The following is a 25,537-nucleotide window of genomic DNA, read 5'->3' on the forward strand; positions in this document are numbered from 1 at the left end:
CTTTGCCTTTTATTTTATGTATAAATCAGTTTATTTAAGCGTTCAACAAAGCATAGATCTTATTTAGAAGAAAAGACATGTCCTGTTTTAATGACAAATTAAATACAAAATTTTTCGTTAATTTATGGAATTAGTGACAAACAATTGTAAAAAGGACAAACAATTATTTATAATTGCGAGAACTGATCGTATCTGTTTTGTTGGTAAATTAATAATAAAAACATGCAAAAGCCTTTTCTAATTGGCCTAACAGGAGTGAGTGGCTCTGGGAAAACCACTTTTTTAAAACGTTTGGAAACGAGTTTTACCAAAGAAGAACTTTGTGTCATCTCTCAAGATAATTATTACAGACCTAGAGAGGAGCAAATGGTAGACAAGGAAGGAGTGCATAATTTTGATTTGCCAACATCTATTAATCGGGAAGAATTTCATCGTGATATTGTCGCTTTATTAGAAGGAAAAACAGTTTTGCGAGAAGAGTATACCTTTAACAATGCTTTGGCAACACCCAAAATGTTAGAATTCCCGCCTTGTCCTATTATTCTAATAGAAGGAATTTTTATTTATCATTATAAAGAAATAAAAGACCTCATGGATTTAAAGCTGTTCTTACACGTCAAAGAAACAACGGCTTTGAGTCGCCGTATTCGACGAGATAGAATTGAACGCAACTATCCTTTGGACGATGTGTTGTATCGTTATGAGAAACATGTATTGCCAACTTACGAGCGATATATCAAGCCTTTTGAATACGAGGCAGATTTGATTATTAATAACAGCACGAATTTTGATACGGGCTTAGATGTTGTGGTAAATTACCTAAAAGGTATCTTGGCAGAGCGATCAAAATAGGTTGTTATTGTAAATGGCTTCACAACCAAAATCCATAAAAAATGCTATTATTACTACAAGGTGTTTTATTGTTGCTTAGCTTTTATGCTTTGGGCTGCTGGGTAGCATATTGGATGCAAGAAACCTTAATTTTTCACCCTACGGTATTAACAAAGGATTATGTATTTCATTTTGAAACAGACTTTGAGGAACTGTTTATAGAAGTGGCGCCTGATATTCGTCTACATGCCCTACACTTTAAGGCCGAAGCATCTAAGGGAATTGTATTTTATGTGCATGGTAATGCTGGTTCCTTGCATGATTGGGGCGGGTTGTCTAGCTTGTATATTCACTTGGGGTATGATTTGTTTATGTTTGATTATCGAGGTTTTGGAAAGAGCGATGGAAAAATTAAGAATCAAAAGCAGTTTTTTAATGATGTACAGGCTTTGTACGATTATGTAAAACAAGGGTGGGAGGAATCTAAAATTATCGTAGAAGGCTTCTCTATCGGAACGGCAACAGCGGCTAAAATTGCCGTTGAGAATAATCCTAGACATTTGATACTCAAAGCTCCCTATTATTCTTTGCCTCATTTGATCAAATCAAAACATGCTTATTTGCCATCTTTGTTGTTGAAATACCGATTTATGACAATTGATTTCTTAAAAGCAGTACGTTGCCCAACAACCATATTTCATGGAACAGCAGATGAACTCATCCCTGTTTCCAATGCAGAACGTTTGTTTCAAGAGGTGCCTAGCGTTGATTTTGTCATCATTCCCAATTGTTTGCATAATGATATCCCATATACAAGTCTATATCAAGAGAAGATGCAAACTATATTGGTGTAATCTTTGTTCTTTTTTATGATTTGATACTACATTATTACAGAAATGATTTTGTTAAATAGCTGCTTATGAAGCAATTATGCTCCGTGCTTGTTTTGGTGTTAATTGTCTTAGCAACAGTGAGGACATCCGCTCAAGACTTTCGTTCACCAGCCGTATGGCAAGATGAAATTGTAGTTGATGGGCAGAATGAGGATTGGCAACAGCCGTTTAAATTACACAATAGTTTAGCAGGTCTTTCTTTTGCCATTGCTAATGATTCGACCAAACTATACCTTTGTTTTGAAGCAATAGAACCACTTTATATTGTCAAAATGTTGCGAGCGGGCTGGTCTTTTCAGCTTAGTTGTAAGGAACGAAAGAGGCGCTTTAATACCAGTGTTGTATTTAACCCAATGTATATCGAGTTGGACCCTAAACATGATTATGTAGAAAAGAAAGAAAAAAAAGAACCTACTTTTGAAAATTGGTTAGACGATTATAAATTGGAATCTAACACCTATACAACACAAGGATTTAAGCATTACCAGAAAAATGCTTTAACCTTATCAGACACTAGTCAAAATATCATCCATGTTCAATTGAATTACAATGAAACAAAAGCTGTTTATGAAATTGCAATTCCTTTAAGAGAATTGATGCCTTTGAATCATGTAAAATGGAATGAACGGATGAAATTGAAGGTTTATATCAACAATTTAGAAGCTCCTCCAGAAAAGGGAACTTTAACATTAGAAACAAACCGATTGCAGCCAATCGGTCGTCAAGGAGGACAAGTAGTTAGCCCTTCTAATGCGCCTACAGATATTGTACAGCCTAAAAAATTAACAGAGAGAGTTACCAAAGAGGTCTTGTATTACAAAGCAAGCTTTAGCCATGATTTTTATTTGGCAGCTCCCCCAAACACAACTCCGTAATGACTTTATAGTTGATTGTATAATGCGTTTTTGGCAACAAAAGTAAATTATAGAAACACAGGTGTTTATTTTAATCTTGGTTTCGTGGGGGCAATTCAAATTTTCGCTTGAGTGTAAAACTCTGCCCAAGATAAACCTCTCGTACTTTTTCATCACTGGCTAGTTCTTCCGATGTACCTTCTCTAAAGATACTCCCATCAACCATAATATAGGAACGATCGGTAATCGATAGTGTTTGTTCAACGCTATGATCTGTGATTAAGATGCCAATATTTTTTTGTTTTAGTTTAAAAACAATGGATTGAATATCTTCTACTGCAATGGGGTCGATGCCAGCAAAGGGTTCATCAAGCAAAATAAACTTAGGGTTGACCGCCAAAGAACGAGCAATTTCAGTGCGTCTACGTTCTCCTCCTGACAATGTATCTCCGTTGCTTTTACGTACCTTATGCAATCTAAATTCATCAATTAAATCTTCTAATTTTTCGGCTTGTTCCTTTTTAGATAAATTGGTCATTTCTAGAACAGCAGAAATATTGTCTTCTACGGATAATTTTCTAAAAATAGAAGATTCTTGGGGCAAGTAGCCAATACCTAGCTTTGCCCGTTTGTACATAGGGAGTTTGGTAATATCCAAATCGTCTAAAAAAACGTTGCCTTGTAGTGGTTGTACGAACCCCACAGTCATATAGAAACTAGTTGTTTTGCCAGCACCATTAGGACCCAGCAAACCAATAATTTCTCCTTGTTCTACTTGTAAAGAAACGCCTTTAACAACCATTCGGTTGCCGTATTTTTTCATTAGATTTTCTGCTCTAAGCTGCATATAGAAGTATGAGTACGTTGGTGTGAAAGAATTATGCTACACAAGAATTCTTAAGTTGGATAACTTAATTTTTGAATCAAATGGATATCGAATTGTAAGAAAGTCTAATCAAAAAGCATCTAAACTAAAATACTTGATCTATAGGTTTATAAATTAGAAGCTAATAGTAAATTCAAATCTGTATATTTGACATTAAAAAAGTCACTCAAGTACTTGTTGGTTAAACAACCCTTGTACATATAAACCCCATTTCTAAAGCCAGGGGAAGAATGGAGCAACGCTTCAATCCCTTGAGTACCTCCAGCTTCTAAAAAGAAAGGAATTAAAATATTACTAATTGCCTTAGAGCTTGTTTGTGGGATTCTTGCTACGATATTAGGAACACAGTAATGAATAACATCATACTCAATGAAGGTAGGCTTGTCGTGAGTCGTCATTCTGGAAGTAGCAAAGCAACCGCCTTGATCAATACTAACATCAATAATAACAGAGCCCGATTTCATATTTTTAACCATAGAATCACTGACAATAATTGGTGTTCGACCAATTTCTGAGTGAATGGCTCCAATGACGACCTCTGCATCTCTCAATTCAACTTCTAGTTCTGGCGAGTTAAAAGTGCCAGTGTATATTTTTTGTCTCAAATTGCCTTGTAAGCGCATGAGTTTTCGAATATTGTTATCAAAAACTCGTACCTCTGCACCATAACCTAGAGCTACTCTTGTCGCAACTTCTGCAACGACTCCAGCGCCTAAAATAACGACCTTGGCTGGAGGGATACCAGGAATGCCCCCCAATAAGATACCCAGCCCATTTCCACTTTTAGAAAGCAATTCTGCGGCTGTTTGCATGGCACTAATTCCGGCCATTTCAGACATACTATGTACAAACGGAAAAATACCAGATTGATCTTTCATATATTCCATCGCCAAAGCTGTGACCCGTTTCTTTTTGAGGCGATAGATATATTCTTCGGATAAGGAAGGCAAGTGAATAGGAGAGATGATAATCTGTCCAGGATGACACAAATCGATTTCTTGAAGAGAGGGAGGAGCGACTTTTATAATGACGTGAGCTTTAAAAACTTGTTCAGAGCTGTAAGCAATTTCTGCACCTGCCTCTGAATATTCAAAATCTAAAAAGCCAGCTTCCAAACCAGCATCTTCTTCGACCACTATCTTATGACCTGCATTGACTAGTGTTTTGACAGCAGCAGGAGATAGGGCAACTCTATTTTCTTGAAAAGACCTTTCTTTAGGAATTCCAATAAACAACTTTGCTTTTTTTTGAGGAATTTCTAAACATTCTTCTTGTGGCGTTAACATATTTTGCGTTAACCGTTGAGGAATATCAATCTTTCTTTTTTCCATATGTGGATGTGTGTTTGCCAAGGGGAGTTATAAATATAGAATTATGATCGTTCTATGTACACGATACTAAATTCGTTTATTAGGACTAGCTTGAGAATTTAGAATCTTAATAGTAATTTATAACGAATTAATAATCTTTATGTTAAGGTTTAATAGTGCTAATTTTTAGCTTTTTATTAAAAACTCCCTTTAAGATACGTAAGAAAATAGATTAATAGTTTAAAAATGCTCAATTTTTACAAAGGATTAACAAGAATTAAATTTTCCTCTATAAAGGCTGTGGATGTAAAAAGTTATGAAAGCAGTTGCTGTATTTTTTGATTTTCAGCAGCAGGAAATAGTTAACATTTTTGTCGTTCTTTTTTTATAAAAAATGGTTCTTAACTCGAGGGGACATCTGGTTTGCGTTCCCAAATAGTAATCATAGGAGGTGGAGGACCGCCAGCCTTGCCCTGTTTTTGTAAAGCAGCATTTTGTTGTTGCCACTGTTGCATACGTTGGTTGTAATAAGGAAGGGCATCCTGATTCCACTTGTAAAATGTTTGATATATGATGGGGCCGTTTTGAATGTTCCTTGTGGGGATACACTCAGCAACACCAATAAGATTATAATACTTTTGATGGTATTGTTCTATAAACTTAAAAATTCGTCCTGTTGGATCTCGATTTAACCAAGAAGTATTCATCCAAGTGTAAACCGAGAAGCGCGGTTTTCCTGTCTCCACATCCTGAATAAACTCATCCTGCAATTGTTTCATGTAAACGCCATTGTATACAAGAGGGTAACCAAAGGCTTGTCCAGTAACACTTTCACGTTTGGCATAAAAGCTAATTTGAGGTTCTGAGCAGGCAACAACAATTTTATCTTCAGGGGTTGAAATTTGTTTTAAGTATTCTCCGATAATCTTTGATTCAGGAAAAGGATTCGTGCCATAGGCATTACGTAAAATTTTATCTTCATCAGGAGCAAAGAAATAACTAGAATCTACTCGTATAATTTGCGTCCAAGCAAAAATAAAGATTACGGTAGGAATGATAATCCCCCAGTTGATATTTAGAATGTTATTGATTAAGATTCCTGTATTTCTTACAAACATACCATTCAAAAGTGCCAAAGCAGGTATGAATACAACAAAATAATGGGCATAAAAGTGGAAACCTGTGGCTAAACCAAAAGACATGAATAGGGCAAACATTAAGGTAAATACACGCCACCTATTGTCAATTTTGACTAAAAACATAGAAATAGCTCCTCCTAAACCTAGATACCAGATCCATTCTTGGTCTGGAATGACTTGGTTGATTTGCATTTTAAAAATCTCATAATTAGCTCCCGTCTGCGAGGAGGTTGCAAATTCAGTAGGCCAAGCAACGGTGTAGAACCAAAAATCATCAAAATGCCCTCGAGCTAGCATATACAATACAACCGATAAGTAAGGTGTTACCGAACCAATTACTAGCAGAACTTCACTGACAAACCAATTTTTCCAATCGATGGGCTTTTGTCTAAAAAATGCAAAGATAACATAGAAGCCAGAAAAGAGCATGAAATGAATGGCTTGCTGCTTGATTAAAAATGCAGTACCACAGGCTAATCCTGCGAATAGAAAAAGGCTTTTTTTCTGAGAATCAATTGCTTTGGTTAAGATGAATAAGCCAATTAATCCTGGCAAGATAGCGAAATGAGTGGCATGTGCAGCAAACCCCAATAAATTGGGACCTAGACTTAAAATAGCAAATGCAAAAGCAGCGACGACAGCAATTGTTTTGTCAAAGAAATATTTAGCGAAAGCAAAAAGAGTTATAATATAAGCAATATCAAAGATGAGTAGCCCTGTGTGAATGCCCTCAACAGAATGCCCAAAAACACGGATAAAAAAGGCATAGGTAATATAAAGTAAAGGGGGTTTGATTTCGTATAAGTCAGTATAAAGACTTTTGCCTTCTAACATTTGATAAGCAATATAGGCAAAACCACCTTCGTCTCGTTCAAAAGGAATGCTTAGTAGTTTGAATCGAATTAGTAAAACAAAGAGAACTAGACCTCCAATGAGCAACACATCCCATGTTAATTTGCTAGGCGTTGTCGTTGTATTGGCAGCGTCTTTGGGCAAAACTGGTTCTGCTTTTTTTGTCTCTTTGCTAGTAATTGTTTTTTTCTTCTGACTTTCTTTGCGATTCTTTTTCTTTGCCATGCAATTAATGTTGGTTCGTGTGTTAGAGTAAGTACTAAAAACAACTTGTTGGTCTTAGATACGCTCTATAGGAAGATTAGAATGATATGCAAAATAAGATATTTGTTTTTGATTCAAAGGAATATCTGTTTGTTTTTTAAGAACAAAGTATATGATAAAAGGCAAAATTTAGATTTTAATTCCCAATTATATAGGGCATTTATACAAGCGGAATAAATGGCTGGTTTTAAACAAATAAAACTCAAATTTATAGTCTTAAATGAAGGGGGGGGACAACAGATAAAGGGTAGAATAATTAAAATTATAGAAAACTATTCAATACTCGAACCAAAAAAACTTACCTTTGTATTTACTTGAATTGATTATGAAGTGAAACATTTTTTTTTTGTCCTTCTTTAAAAGCTTAACTACACATTCATGGATAATAAGAAATTGATCATTTTTACAGCTCCCTCTGGAGCAGGGAAAACCACTATAGTTCGTCATTTGTTAAAAACACGAAAAGACGTCTCCTTTTCCATTTCGGCATGTACTAGGACTCCTCGATATGGAGAAGTAAACGGAATGGATTATTATTTCTTGAGTCCAGATGAATTTAAAAGAAAAGTTAATGCTGGTGATTTTGTAGAATATGAAGAAGTCTACGAAAACCAGTTTTATGGTACTTTGCGAAGTGAAATTGATCGTTTATGGAAATCGGGCAAGCATGTGTTATTTGATATTGATGTAAAGGGTGCCTTGTCTATCAAACAAAAATATGGTGAGCAAGCTCTGTCTATTTTTGTGAAACCACCTTCTTTTGAAATACTAAAAGAACGTTTGATGAATCGAAAAACAGAAGACGATGCAAGTTTGAGAAAACGAATCAATCGAGTAAAGGAAGAAATGACTTATGAGCGCCACTTTGATATTACCTTAGTTAACAGTGACTTGTCATTGGCTTTGCAAGAAGCAGAAGAAATTGTAGAAAATTTTTTAGCTTTGGAAACTAGCTCATAAAACAATCTAAAACCTGTGGAGAATTTATGACCTTAAAAAGAGTAGGTTAATGTCATTGGATTAAGAGCCTGTTTAAATTCTATCTTTAAGTTACAAATGTTTGATTTAGCCGCTATTGGCAGCTTTTTGGAGCCTTGATAGTAGCACTCTATCAGCCTAAAAAAGAGCGTTGTTAGGCACTAAAATCAACTCATTTTTGCCAAAACTATTGGTTTTGAAGAACATAAATTTTAAACTTGCTCTAACTATTTTGAACACAAAAAGGCAATTACCATGGAAACTGCAATTACGCATGATATAAGGGTTAGCGTGGAAGCCATGTATCAATCAATGTATTCCAAGCCATTTGCAAGAGAATACGTACATGCATATCGAGTAACTATTGAAAATCTGGGAACAGAAACAGTTCAGTTACTGAGTAGACATTGGCATATTTGGGATTCTACGGGAATGCTTAGAGAGGTCAAAGGAGATGGCGTTATTGGTTTGCAACCTGTTTTGAAACCCAATGATGTGCACCAATATGTATCTGGTTGTCCTTTGAAAACAGACTTAGGAAAAATGTCTGGTAAGTATACTATGAAACGAGATGCTGATGGAACATTGTTTGATGTGACAATTCCGACCTTTTATTTGGTGCCTCCTTTCAAGTACAACTAATATATTACTTTTGTAATATACTGTTTATTTAATAGATATTTTAATTGCATTTTAATTCATGACCCAAACACATATATTCGTTCCTTGTTTTATCGATCAACTTTATCCTCAGACGGCTGTAAATATGGTGACAGTTTTAAAACAGGTTGGTTGTACGGTGGAGTATAACCCCAATCAAACTTGTTGCGGACAGCCAGCCTTAAATGCAGGGTTTTGGAACGAAGCGTATGACGTTGCTAAGAAGTTTGTGGCAGATTTTGGAGACAAAAAACAAGTGGTTTGCCCTTCTGCTTCTTGTGTAGGATTTATTAAAAATCATTATAAAGAATTGTTGGGGACCGATGTCGAGCAGCCTATATTGGAGCACTTGCAGAAGCATATTTATGAATTTTCTGAATTTTTGGTGGAACATTGTAATATAGAAAACTTAACTGTTGAGTTAGAAGGAAGGGCTATGTACCACGATGCTTGTTCTGCTCTTCGAGAATGTCAAATAAAAGAAGCTCCAAGGCTATTGTTATCCAAAGTAAAGGGATTGGAGCTCCTTGAAAATCCTAATTCAGAGGTTTGTTGTGGCTTTGGAGGTACTTTTTCTGCTAAGTATGAACCTATTTCGGTAGCAATGGCAGAAAAAAAGGTGGAAGAAGCTTTAGATCTGTCGGCAGAGTATATTATTTCAACGGATTTATCTTGTTTAATGCATTTAGAAGGTTATATAAAGAAAAAGAAAGTACCACTAAAAACATTGCATTTGGCAGATGTATTAGTAGGAGGGTAGGAGTTTAGGTTGTAACGAGGTACTTTAAGTAAAACGTACGTATGAGTAAAAAGAAGGTCGTTAAGACGAAAGAAGAATTATTAGAAGAATATCATCAACTAAAAAAGCAGAAAAATAGTTGGTGGAATGTATTGGCTAGTGAAAACAATTCTGTAAAAACAATTGTAGGTGGGTTTATTCTATATATAGGTTATCTCATTGTTGCCTCACTCGATGTCAATGCACTTTTATTGGTGTATACGGTTATTGTAGTAGGCGTAATTTGGTATTGGGTCGATATGTTGCGGGTACAATACGAGAAAAATAACAAAGAATATAAGCAAAAAATGCGCGTGTTGAGTGGAGAAATCCGCCGATGGTCTAAAAAAAAAATCGTAGATAAACACAATGATCTAAAAAGCATCGATCAACGAAGTTTTCATATCGTAAAAACGATGTTACCTTATATTTGGGGATACACTCCTGAGGCAATTCATCAGGTAGATTATTACAATTATAAAGCAGTAAATATTTCTACCATTCAAATTAAACAAGAAAAAAAAATACAAGAATATTGGTTCTTTGCAATAAGACACGAACAACAACACAGCGAAGAAAGTACGGCCTTGATTCCCAAACCTTACCAACACGATAAGTGGCAACAAGTAGAATTTAATCAACAAATAGAGCTACCTGAATTTAAGGAACAATTTACGATTAATAGTTCCTTATTTATGCATAGTTATTATTTGATTAATCGGCATTTGATTGCTCAATTTTTGTCTTTGCCTACATTGGATAAATGGTTGATTTTTAGACAAAATATTGCTTACTTGATACTGCCTAAAGCCTCTATTAGTCTCGATGTTCAGAATTTAGATCAAGTCCAAAAAGAGGCTGAAAAGCAAGCTTTGGAAGCGATAGAACTAAGTACTGTTTTCTTGCAGGCACTTCAAAAATAGCTTTATCTTATTTTTTCAAATGCTATGAGTTTTCCATTGTTAACGGCTAGAAGATAGACTTGTCGTTTCCCAATTTTTATTTTTCGAATTTGTTTGACATTATCCCAAGCAAAAAAACCAGATTCTACAGGAGATAGTGGGGCAAAGCTTCCCTTACCATTACCCAGCAAAACTGTTCCACGACCAGCGTCATATCGAACCGTTTCCACCTCGGTATCATACATATTGCCAACCAAAATTAGATCAATATGGCCATCTTTATTAACATCTTCTACTAAAATATCTTTAGTTGGTGAAAATTGTGCTTCGTTTGGTAGTTTTTTCATCGTAAACTGCCCTTTGCCATCATTTAAAAATACAGAAGTATAGAACCCACGAGCTGTTAAGTGTAGCGCTGTATCGATTTTGGGACCACATATTTCAGTGATTTCAGCAATTGCATATGCTTTGAAAGTTGGAAAGCTATCTGTGATAAATGGCATTTGCTCTGAGCTACAGTCACGACCTCTGACAGGGTAATTCTTGTCACCCTCATAACTACTCATCATCATGTCCCAAGTACCATTATCATCAAAGTCGTCTGCATAAATATTAAAAGGTTTTTCTAAATTTCCTTTAAACTTGCAGTTTTTGCCTAAGTTCCCTCCTACAAAATCTAAATCCCCATCGTTGTCTAAATCGACAGCCTTTAAGCTAAACCAAAGGCTTTCACTTTCTTGTTGTATGGGCATTTTTTCAAATGATTGCCCCTTGTTGAGAAATGTCATCATTGGCATCCATTCTCCAAGTAGTGTTAGGTCTAGGAGTCCGTCTCCATTTACATCTCCAAATTCAGCGCCTGTAACCATGCCTGGGTACATTAAATCTTGACAATATTTTTCTGTAACATCTATAAATTGCCCATTGTTGTTTTGAAGCAAGTAACTACGTGGTGCTGATGGGTATTTGCCTGGGACTAAGCGTCCTCCAACAAATAAGTCCAAATCCCCATCTTGATCAAAATCAGCTGCTTTGACTACCTGTGTGCTTGTGTGCATTTTAGGAAGATGATCTATTTTTTTGAACTGACCGTTGTTGTTTTGATACAAACGATCTTGGAAGCGATAATCGTCAATATAATATTCATTTCCCCCACTACATACGTACAAATCTAAATCATTGTCATTGTCATAGTCAAAAAATAGAGCACCAACATCTTCGCTAACACTATTGGGTTTTAATGTATGAATGATGGAAGAATCCATGATAAAAGATGCGTCTTTTTGAAGAAATAAAGCCCCTAATTGTGTGCGAGCTCCTCCTATAAAATAGTCATCTAGTCCATCGTTATTAATATCTCCAACAGCCAAGCAGGGACCTTGCGCAGACAACTTGTGAGGAAGCAGCACTTCTCGTTTAAAATCAGGGTAATAGTTTTCGGTGTGTTTAAATGGTAGTTTTAACTGGGATGATACATCTTTAAAAAAAGGATTATTCTTAGGAGATTTTACTTTTCTAAATGAAGATTTGTTATAATCAACAGTTATAGTCTTGTTGGGTTTAATATTTTTCAAAACAGTTTTTTTTGTGTCTGGCCACTGTACAACTAGTTGGTTAATTTTGTTTTGCTGACCTAATCCAAAATGTAATTTATAGTCAACAGAAGATTGAAAACCACGTGTAGGATATAATTCTAGAGTTTGAGTCATACTATCACTATATACTGTTACTTTGCTACCAATTGCAAATCGATTTTTTGGAGGACCAATTAGTTGAATACCAAGGTAATTATTGTCATTGCCATTGTTTCGATAGATACTTGCAATTGAATCTAAATTATTGACAACTAAATCAAGATCACCATCATTATCTAAGTCTCCATAGGCAACACCATTAGAATTAATTTTCTTATTAAACCCCCAATCTTCAGTCTTTTTTTCAAAAGTCAAATCTCCTTTATTTCGAAAAAGATAATTATGCTCTTTGGTTCTTGGTGAAATACTCACAGCCTTTAAAATAATTTGCTCAAAGTTTTTATCCTTGAAAGATATACTATTGTACATTTTTTTGTGTGTATCTCTATCTCTTACGTCTACTTGATAACCGTTCGTAACTATAATATCTTTAAAACCGTCGTTGTCAAGATCTGCAAATAACGCTCCCCAACTCCATTCTGTTTTTGCTACCCCTGCAAGATATGCAATATCACTAAATGTATTATTACCATTATTAAGTTGCAGTGCATTAGACATATACTGGTAATATTCTCCATTTTTAACTCGATTATAAAAAAGATTGGTAGACATACTCGGCATTTTTCTTTTAGAATCAATGTGTTTAGAAAAGGCCATATCAACTTGGAATATGTCGGGATATCCATCATTATTAAAATCTGCTATATCAACTCCCATTCCAAAATTAGGAACATGTCGTGTGAATTGTCGAACAGCATTTTCAAAAGAATCTTTTTTATTAATAAATAAATTATCACACTTCTCAAAATCATTGGATATGTATACATCAGGATATGAATCGTTGTTTAGGTCTGAAATACCTATTCCCAATCCGAAAGCATGGTTATTAATGCCTGTTTTACTAGATATATCTATAAATTTCCCATTTTTGTTCTCTAACAATCTATCCGACATACTCCTTTCTGTGGTAGGAATGCTACTATTTGGGTCAAGAATACTAGAGCCTAACTCAGATATTGGAGTATTCATGATGTAACAATCTAAGTCTCCATCTAAGTCAAAATCGAAAAATGTAGTCTGAGTAGTAGAAGATATATCTGCTAGACCATATTCTTCAGCTTTATCTGTAAAAGTTAAATCGCCATTATTTATATAAAGTAAATTTTTCTTGAAATTATCATTAGAAGGAGCTCCTGCTCTGCTAACATAAATATCTAAGAAGCCATCATTGTTAAGGTCAACCATTGTTACCCCTGTGTGCCAGCCCTCTTGCCCAGACCTAATTGCATTGTTTGTAATGTCTTCAAATAAAAAATCTCCTTTATTGATATATAATTTATCTTCAACCATGTTGCCTACGAGATAGATATCAGGCAGGTTATCGTTATTGATATCCCCAATTGCAACCCCGCCACCATTATAAAAATATCCATCTCTAAAAATATTTATCGTATCATTAGAAGTTAATTGATTATTAAAGGTAACTTTTGTTGATGCTGGTTTTAATAAGCTGAATAATGTAGGAGGAGACTGGGCAACTGATTGGGAATATAAGACGGCTAAAAAAACAAAGCATAGATATCTTTTTGGGGCTAGAAAAAATGGCATATTCATTTGTAGTTAAATGTTAAATATGTTTTTAATATAAAGTCGAACTTAGCCTGCATGTTAATACTGAAATAAATACTAAGGTAAAAAGGAATATGGAGTGATGTTGAGATGAGTATCAACAGCAAGTCTTAGAATTCACAACTAAATAAAAAAGTTGCGTAAGCTTTGAATGAGTGCTTGATTTAAATAACTGATAAGGTGTTGCTGGTTAAATCTTGCTCCTAATTTCTTTAAAAAACTTTGCAATAGCTTAATTGTAGGTTATGATTAGGTGCTAAAATTTATTGTAAATTTACTTGTCATATTATTATAACCATTCATTTATAACCCATTATGTAGAGTAATTCGACTGTAGAAAGTAAATAAGGTAAAATAATTATAGGTGAATTGTGTTATTTTATGTTGCGCAAAAATTTGAATTATTTCATTGATAAAGGTTTTAATACTTGTTAAAAAGAAGATCTATATTTTGCCTTATTTTTGTTGGAATGCAGTGGTTAAAATACTGTTAGTTTTCTATGTTTATTCGAATTTGATATTTTATTTATGTATTCAATGAGCTATTTATTTTAGATTCAAACTTACTAATTTTTATTCTTTTATTTTTGTCTAATTTTTCAATGAAGTATTACTTTAAACATCTCCAATAATATTAGTTGACGGTTAATTGCACATACATAAGTAATCGTTCAGCAAAAATTATATAAACGACGAAGTAGTAGCGCAACTAACTAAGCAAAGCGACCTCACGAGGTAAAGAACCTTCTTTTTGCGCTATTCTTTATCAGAAAAATTTGCTTTAACTCGCTACCACGAAGTAGCACCGTAGATAAAGCCGCACTTACCTTCTTCGATTAACACTAAAAATAAGGCTATTTTTTAATTATATTTTTTTTTGCCCACTTACTTAAATTTTTATCTCTTTTGTTAGTATATAACCTCAATAAGCTTTTAAAATTAGTAAAAAATGAAAACACTAGCTTTTTTAATATTTTTTGTATTGACGATATGAAAAGTACTACATCTATGACTTTTTAAATTAGATAAAAGAACAATTATCTAAGATAAATTTAAAAAAAATAAAAAATCATTTTTTTTCTCTTTTTATGATTTTTTTATAATTTAGTATAAGAATTTTGATATACTTGTAATTGGGCAATTACAAGTTTTGTTGTGTATTACATTAATACACAAAAACTTTAATTAATAAAATTCTAAAAAAATAACCTAGATACTAGCTAAAAAATCGTATTTTGTTTCGCCAAAATATGAAAGGACTTCCCATTTAAAATAGTTTAAATGTTACCACTATGCAGCTAAAATCTTTACGTTATTTTTTTTTATCTTTTCTTTTTACATCCTTTTCCTTACAAATATTTGCTCAGCCAGAAATTGATATTTTAGGTAATGGTATTTCTATAACATCAGGGGATGTTACCCCAGATCTTACAGATGATACTGATTTTGGAACTGTTTACATTGGGGGGAATGCTGTGCATACCTTTACCATAGATAATACAGCAGGTTCATCGCCATTGTCAATTAACTCAATAGTAGTTAATGGGGGGCATTCGGGAGATTTTGTAATAGGAGGAATTTCTTTACCTATTTCTATAGGAGCAGGAGCAACTATGACATTTACATTGACGTTCACTCCAAGCTCTACAGGTAGTCGAAATACGACAGTTCGTATTGATAATAATGATGCAGATGAAATGGTTTATACGTTTGCAGTGACTGGGATGAGTTCTATCAATCCATGTTTCCCTACAATTCAAAGTACCAACACCAACAACCAAAATACAACAGTTATATGTAATGGAGATCCTTTAACTTTAAGACCATCTGTTTCATTGGCAGATTGTCCTAACTGTACCTATGTTTGGAGTGACGGAACAACAGGTCCTTTTGCATTTGCTTATTCTCCTGGATCTTATACTGTTACGGTTACAGATAACTCTCCGAATGGGTGCACAGGTGTTTCTTCTTCACTTCAAGTAACCGCTACAACTTTGATGCAACCACAAATAAGTGGTGATTCATTTTACATTTGCAGACCAGTAGGTTCTTCTACAGCACCTCCAATCTCAATATCTGTATCAAACTCTTGCCCAGGTTGTTCTTATCAATGGTTCAGACATGATTCATATAATAGCCCAGATAGTTTAATGACAGGCGAAACTAATACGGTTTTGATGACAGATGTTCCTGGTGAATATTATGTGGAAGTGACTAGCCCTGGGGCGGCACCAAATTGCCGAGAGAACTCAAAAATCGTTATTGTTAAAACAACCACTGTAACCAAACCGTTTTTAACAGCTTCTACTATGGGGATTTGTGATAGTAATACATCTGTTTTGACAACGATTGACTGTAATGGTTGTAAGTATGAGTGGAATTATTATGATTATCCAGAAGAAGGAAAATTGATAATATCGGGTGTTTTTAATGGAACAAGACCTGATGGTGGACCTAATGGTGTTGAATTATATGCTATAGGGAATATCCCAGATTTAAGTCGTTATAGTTTTAATGTATGGAGAGATGGAGGTGCTGTTACAGGAGGATTAAGTACATTTTCTTTTCCCGCAAGAGCACTAGCTTCAGAAACATATATATATATAACAGATGACCAAGATGAATTTGCAGAGTTTTTTGGTTTTTTGCCAGATTATGAAGATGCTACGGCAAATATAGATGGAAATGATGTTATTGAAATTTATTATAATAATGGGGGAGCATTATCGCTAGCAGATGTTTTTGGAGATACAAATGCTGTAACAGCTGCGAATGTTTATCCTAGTGCTTGGACTTATGATACAGGATGGGCTTACCGAAGACCTAACGTCAATCCATCAACTACTTTTGTGACTACAGAATGGTTGTTCGGACAAGATCATTTTAATGTAGATAGAGATAATAGTTTTTGGGGATCGGATAGTATGCCTGTAGAAACGTATTCAACACCAGCAACTCCAGTCAATGGCTTAATTCTATCAGCTGTATTTTCAGATACTACAGGAGGTAATAAGGTTAAAGGAATAGAGTTTTATGCAACAAACTACATTCCTGATTTGAGTATTTACAGCATTAAAACTGTCTTAAATGGTGCTGGTCAAGTTACAACAGCACCATCCTATACTTTTCCCAATACTGCTGTCAATGCAGGTGCTTATGTTTATTTAACAGATGATTTGGGAAGGCTAAATTCTTTCTTCCCAAGCTTAGGTGGAGTTCAACATAGTGACCCTATTATTGATTCAATAGATGGAAATGATGCTATTCTTCTTTATAGAAATGGTACTGTTTTAATAGACTTATTTGGAGATACTACTTATACAGGATCCGTAACATGGGACTATACTGTAGGGTGGGCTAAAAGTAATGATAATCGTTCCTTTAGCCCTTCTTTTGTAGAGAGTGATTGGCTTATATCTCCAGGAGCTTGGACCAGTTGTCCTACCAATAATACTGGAAATTGTGGGCAATTAAACTCTGTTGTAGATTTAGAAGTAAAAAGTGTTGTTTTTGAAACTCATGCATCAAGTTTAATTATTTCAGGTATTTTTGATGGTAATAGACCTGGAGAACCTAAGGGAATAGAATTATACGCAATAGATGACATATCCAATCTTAGTGCTTATACTTTGGAGATATATGAAGCGGGGACAGCTACTTCTGTCTTATCGTACCCTCTTTCTGGAGGAATTACTGCTGGTAATTATATTTATATAACAGATAATAGTGCTGCTTTTACAAATTTATTTGGTTTTGCACCTACATTATCAAATGCAGGATTTAATGTATTAGATGGTAATGATGCAGTAGAAATAGTGTTTAATTCGCAAGTTGTAGATGCTGTTGGAGACAAAAATGCTATTATTCCAATAGCTCCTAATAATTATAGTATACCTTGGGCGTACCAAGATGGTTGGTTGTATAGATATAATAATACATTTCCCAACCAAGGGCTTTTTTCGGATGCTAATTGGAGATTAAGGAATCATATATATCGTGCAAGAAATAGTGCATTTACTGCCACAGGAGAATCTATGCCTATTCAAAGTTATAGTAATAGTTATGCAGGAACAGTATTGAATGTAATTCAAGGTCAAGACAGCTTTACTTATGAAACAAGTATAACAGGAGATTACATTGTTCGTGTAGAATATCCTAATGGTTGTATTGCTGAATCTGATACAGTAGGAATCGATACGCTCATTTTTACTCCTCAAATTCAGGCTTTAATTCCTAGTGCAAATACTAGTTCAACAGATACTGCTTACTTATGCTCAGGAAGTACAGTTGAGTTATATATGATTGGAGTATATGCATTGCCTCCGAACTGGTCTTATCAATGGTCTCGTAATAACATAAATATCATAGGGGCTACTGGTTATAACTATTCTGCAGCTAATCCGGGATTATATAGAGTAAAGGTAATAGACGATAATGGGTGTATAGCATTTTCAAATACTATTGTAGTGATCAATTCGACTAATGGTGCTAATCCTAGTATTTCTGCTAGTTCATTGTATCTGTGTTCTTCTGATGCAACATCTGTACTGACTACTTCTGCTTGTACAGGTTGTATTTATTCTTGGAGAACACAGGCTGATGGAATTCCTAGTTCTGCTATTACAGGAGTTAGTAATAGAACTTATACAGTTCCAGGTACGGAGTCTGGAGGGTATTTTGTTCGAGTTACAGATGATGCATCAGGATGTATATACCAATCTTCAATTATTTTAATAAAGGATACGACATATTTAGCTCCAACGCTTACGACCAATGGTGCAACTGTATGTAGTGGAACACCAATAGACTTAGTTACCTCTCCTTGTGCAGGATGTGATTATATTTGGAAAGTAGATGTAGGGGGGACGTTTGTCTCTAAAGATACTACTCAACAGTTTACGTATCAAATAGATACTTCTGGAAAATATAGACTTGAAATTATACACCCTGATGGATGTCAAACAAACTTTTCTAATACAATACAAGCAACTTTTCAAACAGTGAATGCTGCAATTGCATCATTACCTAATAGAAGCATTTGTAATGGTCAACCTGTAACTATTAACGCATTACCAAATCTAACATCTTGCCCAGATTGCTCTTATTTATTTTATAGAGATAGTGTTCCCATGCAAATTACAAGTCCGTTAGATGAACAAGTAATTAGTCTTGAAGGTAACTATCATGTTGTGGTTACGAATAAAGATAATTGTGCAGATACGTCTATAGTACAAGATTTTAAAGAAATATCAATTTCAACAGCAATCCGACAATCAACAGGAGTCGTTTGTAATCCTACAGCTTGTGTTGATTTGGAAGTAGATTCTTGTGATCAATGTACGTACGAATGGCTATATGAGGGAAGTTCAATTATTACCAATCAAGATACTTTTTATACCGCTTGCGGATATGCCTCAACTGGACGCTATAATGTAAAAGTTAGAAAATCAGGTTGTTTAGCTCAGGATTCGATTGTTTTGACTTCTGTTCCTGAAAGAACTGTAACAATTGATATTAATACTAATGTCTCTCAAACACCAACTATTTGTAGTGGTTCTATTGTTGAATTAACAGATACTTGTCAAAACTGTATCAGTAATAACCAATACCAATACCAATGGTTTATGGGAGGAAATCCAATAACAGGAGCAAGTTTTGAATCTTATCAAGTTGATACTCCAGGATTATATCATGTTTTCACAGTTGATAATAACAACTGTACAGCAGTATCCAATTCCATTACCGTACAATCATTTGCACCACCGACAGACTTTCTATTAGATTTTGATACTTTGTCGGTGCTTCCAATTACATATGGAACATTTAGTTTAGACGATTATTTATATCCGACCAGTTTGCGAAATACAGGAGGGTATACCTCTCTGACGGCTAACGGTGCTATTATAACAAATGGTATAAATGATTCCTTGAATGTAGGTGCTGCTGGGTCAGGTTATCACTATATAACCTATGCTTATACAACAGGGAATGCACAAGGAACTTGTACATTTAGCACGACAGATACAATAGAGGTTTTGGGAGCTGTAGCCATGGATATACTAAACAAAAAACAGACTTATTTGTCTATACCTGCTTCTGAAGCTTGTTTGTACGATACCTTAGTGATTACAGTAACGAATTTTACATTTATACCCAATGAAGTGATTTTTGTAGCAGGGGGAGGAAATACTATTTCAGTGCCTGTTTCTCCGTCGTTAAACCTATTTGCTGGTGTTTATACAGGGTCATTTGAAGTTATTGTTCCTGCTGGAGCTCGAACAGGCAAAATTACTTTATCGGACGGAACAGATAGTTATGAATCGCCTAATTTCTATTTGATTAATAATCCCGCTGTAACAATTAATTTGTTGACAGGAGCACAGCCTATTTGTTCTAATATAGATACAGCAGAGTTTGTAGGACTACCTTTGGGAGGAGATTTTTCAGCCCATTATCTTGGTATGTCAAATAATGCTAGTTTATTATCAGATAGCTTGTTGTTGTTAGATAGTGTGACAGGTTATGTGAATGGAATCCAGAATGTTATGATGGTGTATACTTATACGCCTCTTTATACAGGAACAACAATTGAATGTAGAGATTCTGTTGTAGACTCTTTACAAGTAGAAATTAGAGATGTCAAATTAGATAGTGTAACCTATACGCCAATATCAAGATCTCAAACTACAGAAGATTTGAGTAATTTAACGTTGATTACGCATCCTATTACAGCTCAATATTATCCTAATAATTATACAGGAACCTATGTGTTAGGTAGTGCAATTTTACCCAATACTATCCCCGATACTCTAGATGTAGATAGTATCACTTATCAGATTAATAATGGGGGATGTTTCAATGAATCAACAGATCCAATTGATATCTGGGAGGCTCCAAGAATTTTAGACGCAATTCCTTCTTATCTTTGTAGTAAAGATGACACCGTTTTCATCCAGCGAGATCTAGATAGTATATGGGTTACTTATAGAGGCAATATTATTTATAGTAATACTCTTTATAAATATACAGAAAGCCCTGTTACTACAGTTGGAAACCCTGCTGTATTGGGAGTTCGTTATGTGGAAAAAATTAATTTGATGGAAATTACAACGACTAACGGAGGCGTTGATTCTCTCAATTTCTTTGCTCCAAATGATGAGTATTATGTTGTTCCTGCAAACGTAGCAAATGGAGCAACAACATTGAATTTGAAATTTAGTTACGAACGAATTTCAAACTTTTTTGTTGGCGGTGTGCTGAGTTCGAGAGACACGACAAGTTATGTTATCGCTGAAGTTAGCAAAAACTTTATTATAGAGCAACCTCCCGTCGTAGCGATAAATCCAGTTATCTTGGCGGATACTATATTCTGTCCTATTAATAATAACAATCAGTTTTTAGGTTTGCCAGCAGGTGGACAGTATTATATTAGTGGAGTAGGGATAGGGTACGATTCCTTGCGGAATAATATATTCAATCCAACCAACTATCCTACAGGTGTTTCTTATGGATTAACATATGTTTATGAAGGTCAAGCTTGTGTCGATTCTGCGTATACAGGAATTTATCTGCCAGATCCTTTCTCTATAGGGGTATTGCCTAATAATGGAACAGGAGAGTACTGTAAAACATCTCCCAATGATTCCATTTTCTTTAGTTTATTAACACCTGTTGTTCCACCACCAACATTCGGAATCGATACAGCATCTGCACAATTCTTTATTAATAACATTCAATCAGGAACTGTATTTTCTCCAACACAAGTTGGTCCACCTGGTCAATACAATGTACGATACGTTGTATCTGATATCTATGGCTGTCAAGAAGAAGCAACAGATATTTTTGTTGTACATCCTATCCCTAACTTGGCTATATCTCCAATAGATCCAATTTATTGTTTGAATGATGATACGACACAAATTCACCTGTATCAAATTGATACAGCCAATAATACCCATACTTTAACAACTTGGGCAGGATCAGGAGGAATTGGTTATGTACAAAATGAGACAGTAGAATTCACAGGGGATGGGATTATCAATGGAGGTACCAATCCTGCTATGCCTTATTTCTATCCAAGAGACGCAGGAGTAGGAGTGCATGATATTCGTTATGTTTATGCAGATTCAAATGCTTGTGTCGATTCTATTAACTTTACGATAGAGGTACTTTCTTTACCAAATGTTTCTATGTTGAATGCTGACGGTAGTGCTTTAAAGCGTTTTTATTGTGAAAATGATTCTATTTCTTTGCAAGGTTTTCCAATTAGTCAAACTACTCCAAGTGGTTACGGTACGGATACTTCCGCTTTATACGGAAACCCTTTAATTAACTCTACTTATCCGACTAGTTTAGACTCTTTAAATAAAACATTTAAACCCCATATTAATGGACCACTTCCAGGGACACTAGATGAAGTGCTTTTTTATTATTATGAAAATCCACAAGGGTGTAGAGATACTGCTAGGTATAGAGTCACAATTCGAAACTTTACAACAGATCCAATATTTAAAGGATTTCCTACGGATCCTATTTGTGCAAGCGATACTTCTGTTCAAATTTGGGCAGATACTTCAAATGGAGGATTTGATCTAGATTCTTTAGCCTCTTTTACTTGTACTTATCCTAGTGGAATTTACCACATACCTAATACGGATACGATTTATTTTTATCCTGATTCGATGGGAATTCAATACGCAGGGAGAGAGGTTGTTATTACGATGAATTATACGGATACCTCTAAGAGCTGTTTCAACTCTATTTCCGATACTGTTTTAGTGCGGGCTTTACCACATTTGACGCTATCTGAACAAATAGTGTCTCCTTTAGCACCAGTAATGGATTTGCCTGGAGAGTTATTAAACTTGCCACAGACCGATACCTTCCACCATATATGTGAAACGGCTCCAAGAATGGCAATCCATGCTTATAACACAACAGGATTATACAATCAATCTACAGGAACCTATAATTTATTGTATACACATATTACGCCCGATACAGGAAACTATGTAATGGGTCGAGGGATTCAAGATAATGGTAGTAGTACTAATATTGCCTATGGATACATCCCTAGTAATGCTGGTTATGGAAAAGATACAATACGATATGTTTATACAGATATTAACGGTTGTACGGATTCGGTAGATCACTATATGTTTGTGGATAGCTTACCTGTCTTAGCTTTTGCAGGTTTGGAAATTGCAAATTATGACGCCGATCTAAACCGCTATGTCTATTGTGAAACCGATCCAGCACCACCTAGAATTAGTGCAACCCCTTCTGGAATTGCAGGTTCGACATTAATATTCAATGGTCAGAACATCTCTTTGGGAGCTCCATTTAATTTAATACCTGACACCCTAGCTGTGCCAGGAGTATATGTAGATTATCCAATACAGTACAATTATATAGGACAACGTTATGTTAATGGAGATGTTTGCGCTTCTTCATTGTCTGATACAATCCAAATTCGTCCAGCACCACAGTTGGCTTGGGTTAATGTTCCTACAACCTATTGTATGTTAGATACTTTAGAGCGTTTGCCATTGTCAGCAACGCCTTATGGAGGACAGTTTGTTGATGCAACCAATAATTTCCAAGTTATAGCAGGTATCGTGGGAGATTCTCTCTTTAATCCATCTGCTCAACCTGGAAAACGAGATATTTATTATTATTATTTGGATACAGTATCTGGTTGTGATGATACAATACAACATACAATATATGTTTACAGTAAACCGAGAATAAATTTCGAAATTAATGGAGGTTGTTCAGGGGCACAAGTAGAGTTTATCCCTAAAACGGCTCCATATGGTTTGGAAAATAATGGAGTAGCTATTGATAGCATTACAATGGTAATTTGGAATTTTGGAGATGGTGTATCAGATACTTTGATAGGTGCAAACTTGCCAAACACACTGGGCATTCCAGTCGATACCCATACCTATTTTCATTCAGGAATATTCTATCCTTCTTTAACCGTCGTCAATCAAGGTATTTGTGATACGACGTTTATAAGAAGAATTATTATATCCCCTCGAGTGCATCCAACAGACAGTACACCTTATGTTCAAAATTTTGACTTAGCTGCTAATGGATGGATGCAAGAGTCATCAGATACAACTAGTATTAATGGAATTGTCCAAGACTCCTTGTGGGAATGGGGATCAACTATAACCGCTAATTTTTCAGGAACAACTTTTTGGGGAACTCGTTTTAAAGGAACTAATCCTGGGTATAGACCAGAAGAAAGTGCTTGGGTATATAGCCCTTGTTTTGATCTAACTTCTTTAGATCGACCAATGATCAAAATGTCTATATGGAAAAATACTAGGAGAAGTGTTGATGGTGCCGTCTTGCAATATCATGACAACGCAACGAACACATGGCAGGTCTTAGGGCAGTCTGGAAAAGGTGTTAATTGGTATCAAGATGGTTATGTTGTCAGTAATCCTGGAAACCAAATAAACATACCTGTTGGTTGGTCTGGGTCTAGTTCTAATTTCGACTGGGAAGATGCGCGATACCGTTTGGACAATATTGGCAATGATTTAAGAACTAGAACGGATGTGCGTTTCCGTGTGGCATTTGCTTCTGCTAAAGGACCTACGCCACCTGCAGGAACTGCGTTTGCTTTTGATAGTGTTAGAATAGGAAATCGTACTCGAAATGTTTTAACAGAGCATTTCTCAGGTCATGGATATGCTGCAATAGCTCAAATTGAGGATCAACTGTATCATACTATATTTAACAATTTATATGGACGAGATGTGAGTTTGGTTCAATATCATTTGAATATACACGCCAATGATATTTATTATAATTACAATAACATGGGCATTATTAACGATACTCGAAAGTTGTGGTATGGAGTAGGAGATGTAAACCGTGTGCGTATAGATGGCAAAAACCTAGTTAGTAAAACGAGCGATTTGTTGAATTACCCTCAATTGGAATACTTAGACATAGAGTCGTTGCAGGATCCTTTATTTAAATTAGAATTTGTGGGAGTTCCAGCAATTCGATTTAATGGAGCGTCTGGTTTAGAAGCAACAGTTCGAATTACAGCATTAGAAGATTTGCCCATCAAGAACTATGCACTACATGTCGTGGCAACAGAGGACTCTTTGACTAGTAATGGACATACAAGAATGGCTGTGTTGCGTGACAAGCATATTAATGCAACAGGGCAAACTTATCCTCAAGCTTGGACAGCAGGAGATAGCTATGATTTGGTAGTGCAATTGCCAAATATTAATATCAATAACAACCCTATTCTTTCTAGAATACAGTTGGTAGCTTTTGTTCAAAACATGGGGGATACCTCCTCTGTTAAGGAAGTATACCAAACCATAAGCTCTAGAAACTTAACGGTATTTAATGGACCTGTAGATACCTTAGATGTAAGCGTAGATAATATAGAAGATCAACTGGGGTACGAAGTAGCAACACTAAAACTTTACCCAAATCCAACACAACAACTATTTAATGTAGAGTTTGAAGCAGCTTTAGAAGATGATTATGAGTGGCAATTGGTTGATGTAGTAGGACGTGTCTTGAAAAATGGAAAGGTAGAGGCAGGAACTTCTTTAATGCAAGTCAAAACAGAAGATTTAACAGCAGGAATGTATATTTTTATTGTTAAAAATAAAAATGTCTATACCCAGCGAAAAGTCATCGTACAGCAATATTAATCTAAAGGTTAGGTATTCAGTAGTTTATGTCGGCTACTGAATGCCTGCGTTTATATCAACTAATAGAAAATTTGTTCTGATAGACCCTTTTAGGAATATTGAAAAAAACGCTGTATCTTAGATATGTTATGATTATTTGAAATATAAGTAATAATAGTGGTAAGAAATGAA

12 protein-coding genes are annotated in these 25,537 nt (G+C 35.1%); 8 read left to right on the forward strand and 4 right to left on the reverse strand.

What is annotated here, in order from left to right; translation table 11 throughout:
* The first annotated feature begins 207 nt into the window (after positions 1 to 207).
* From CG11_RS19865 to CG11_RS19875, 3 genes are all read left to right on the forward strand, one after another.
* Positions 208 to 852 carry a uridine kinase gene (locus CG11_RS19865; RefSeq protein WP_304413028.1) on the forward strand — a complete coding sequence of 215 codons (645 nt, stop codon included), beginning with the start codon at positions 208 to 210 and terminating at the stop codon, positions 850 to 852.
* Positions 853 to 893: 41 nt separating this feature from the next.
* Positions 894 to 1,685 carry an alpha/beta hydrolase gene (locus tag CG11_RS19870; RefSeq protein ID WP_052598590.1) on the forward strand — a complete coding sequence of 264 codons (792 nt, stop codon included), beginning with the start codon at positions 894 to 896 and terminating at the stop codon, positions 1,683 to 1,685.
* Positions 1,686 to 1,750: 65 nt separating this feature from the next.
* On the forward strand, positions 1,751 to 2,599 hold the full coding sequence (locus CG11_RS19875; RefSeq protein WP_052598591.1) for a hypothetical protein: 849 nt from the start codon (positions 1,751 to 1,753) through the stop codon (positions 2,597 to 2,599).
* 70 nt (positions 2,600 to 2,669) lie between these two features.
* Here CG11_RS19875 and lptB read toward each other — a convergent pair whose 3' ends face one another.
* The 3 genes from lptB to CG11_RS19890 all read right to left on the reverse strand — a co-directional run bounded on the left by lptB (position 2,670) and on the right by CG11_RS19890 (position 6,990).
* Positions 2,670 to 3,425, reverse strand: coding sequence for an LPS export ABC transporter ATP-binding protein (gene lptB / locus CG11_RS19880; protein WP_052598592.1), 756 nt, complete (start codon positions 3,423 to 3,425; stop codon positions 2,670 to 2,672).
* A gap of 146 nt (positions 3,426 to 3,571) precedes the next feature.
* Entirely contained in the window at positions 3,572 to 4,795 is a 1,224-nt protein-coding gene (locus CG11_RS19885; RefSeq protein WP_052598593.1) for an alanine dehydrogenase, read from the reverse strand.
* Positions 4,796 to 5,175: 380 nt separating this feature from the next.
* On the reverse strand, positions 5,176 to 6,990 hold the full coding sequence (locus tag CG11_RS19890; protein WP_052598594.1) for a glycosyltransferase family 39 protein: 1,815 nt from the start codon (positions 6,988 to 6,990) through the stop codon (positions 5,176 to 5,178).
* Between the two features lie 417 nt (positions 6,991 to 7,407).
* On the opposite strand from CG11_RS19890, the gene gmk reads away from it, so the two are divergent.
* From gmk to CG11_RS19910, 4 genes are all read left to right on the forward strand, one after another.
* A complete protein-coding gene (gene gmk, locus CG11_RS19895) occupies positions 7,408 to 7,989 on the forward strand; it encodes a guanylate kinase (RefSeq protein WP_052598595.1) in 582 nt (193 codons plus the stop codon).
* 273 nt (positions 7,990 to 8,262) lie between these two features.
* Entirely contained in the window at positions 8,263 to 8,649 is a 387-nt protein-coding gene (gene apaG, locus CG11_RS19900) for a Co2+/Mg2+ efflux protein ApaG (RefSeq protein ID WP_052598596.1), read from the forward strand.
* 58 nt (positions 8,650 to 8,707) lie between these two features.
* Entirely contained in the window at positions 8,708 to 9,427 is a 720-nt protein-coding gene (locus CG11_RS19905; protein WP_052598597.1) for a (Fe-S)-binding protein, read from the forward strand.
* 41 nt (positions 9,428 to 9,468) lie between these two features.
* Complete coding sequence (locus tag CG11_RS19910) at positions 9,469 to 10,368, forward strand: hypothetical protein (protein ID WP_052598598.1); 900 nt, start codon at positions 9,469 to 9,471, stop codon at positions 10,366 to 10,368.
* Positions 10,369 to 10,370: 2 nt separating this feature from the next.
* Here the strand turns inward: CG11_RS19910 and CG11_RS19915 are convergent, their stop codons facing one another.
* Complete coding sequence (locus CG11_RS19915; RefSeq protein WP_081909607.1) at positions 10,371 to 13,655, reverse strand: CRTAC1 family protein; 3,285 nt, start codon at positions 13,653 to 13,655, stop codon at positions 10,371 to 10,373.
* Between the two features lie 1,307 nt (positions 13,656 to 14,962).
* On the opposite strand from CG11_RS19915, the gene CG11_RS19920 reads away from it, so the two are divergent.
* Positions 14,963 to 25,366: a choice-of-anchor D domain-containing protein gene (locus CG11_RS19920; protein ID WP_052598599.1), complete on the forward strand. Its 10,404-nt coding sequence runs from the start codon at positions 14,963 to 14,965 to the stop codon at positions 25,364 to 25,366.
* Positions 25,367 to 25,537: the final 171 nt, after the last annotated feature.

This window comes from Aureispira sp. CCB-QB1 (genome assembly GCF_000724545.1).
GTDB lineage: Bacteria > Bacteroidota > Bacteroidia > Chitinophagales > Saprospiraceae > Aureispira.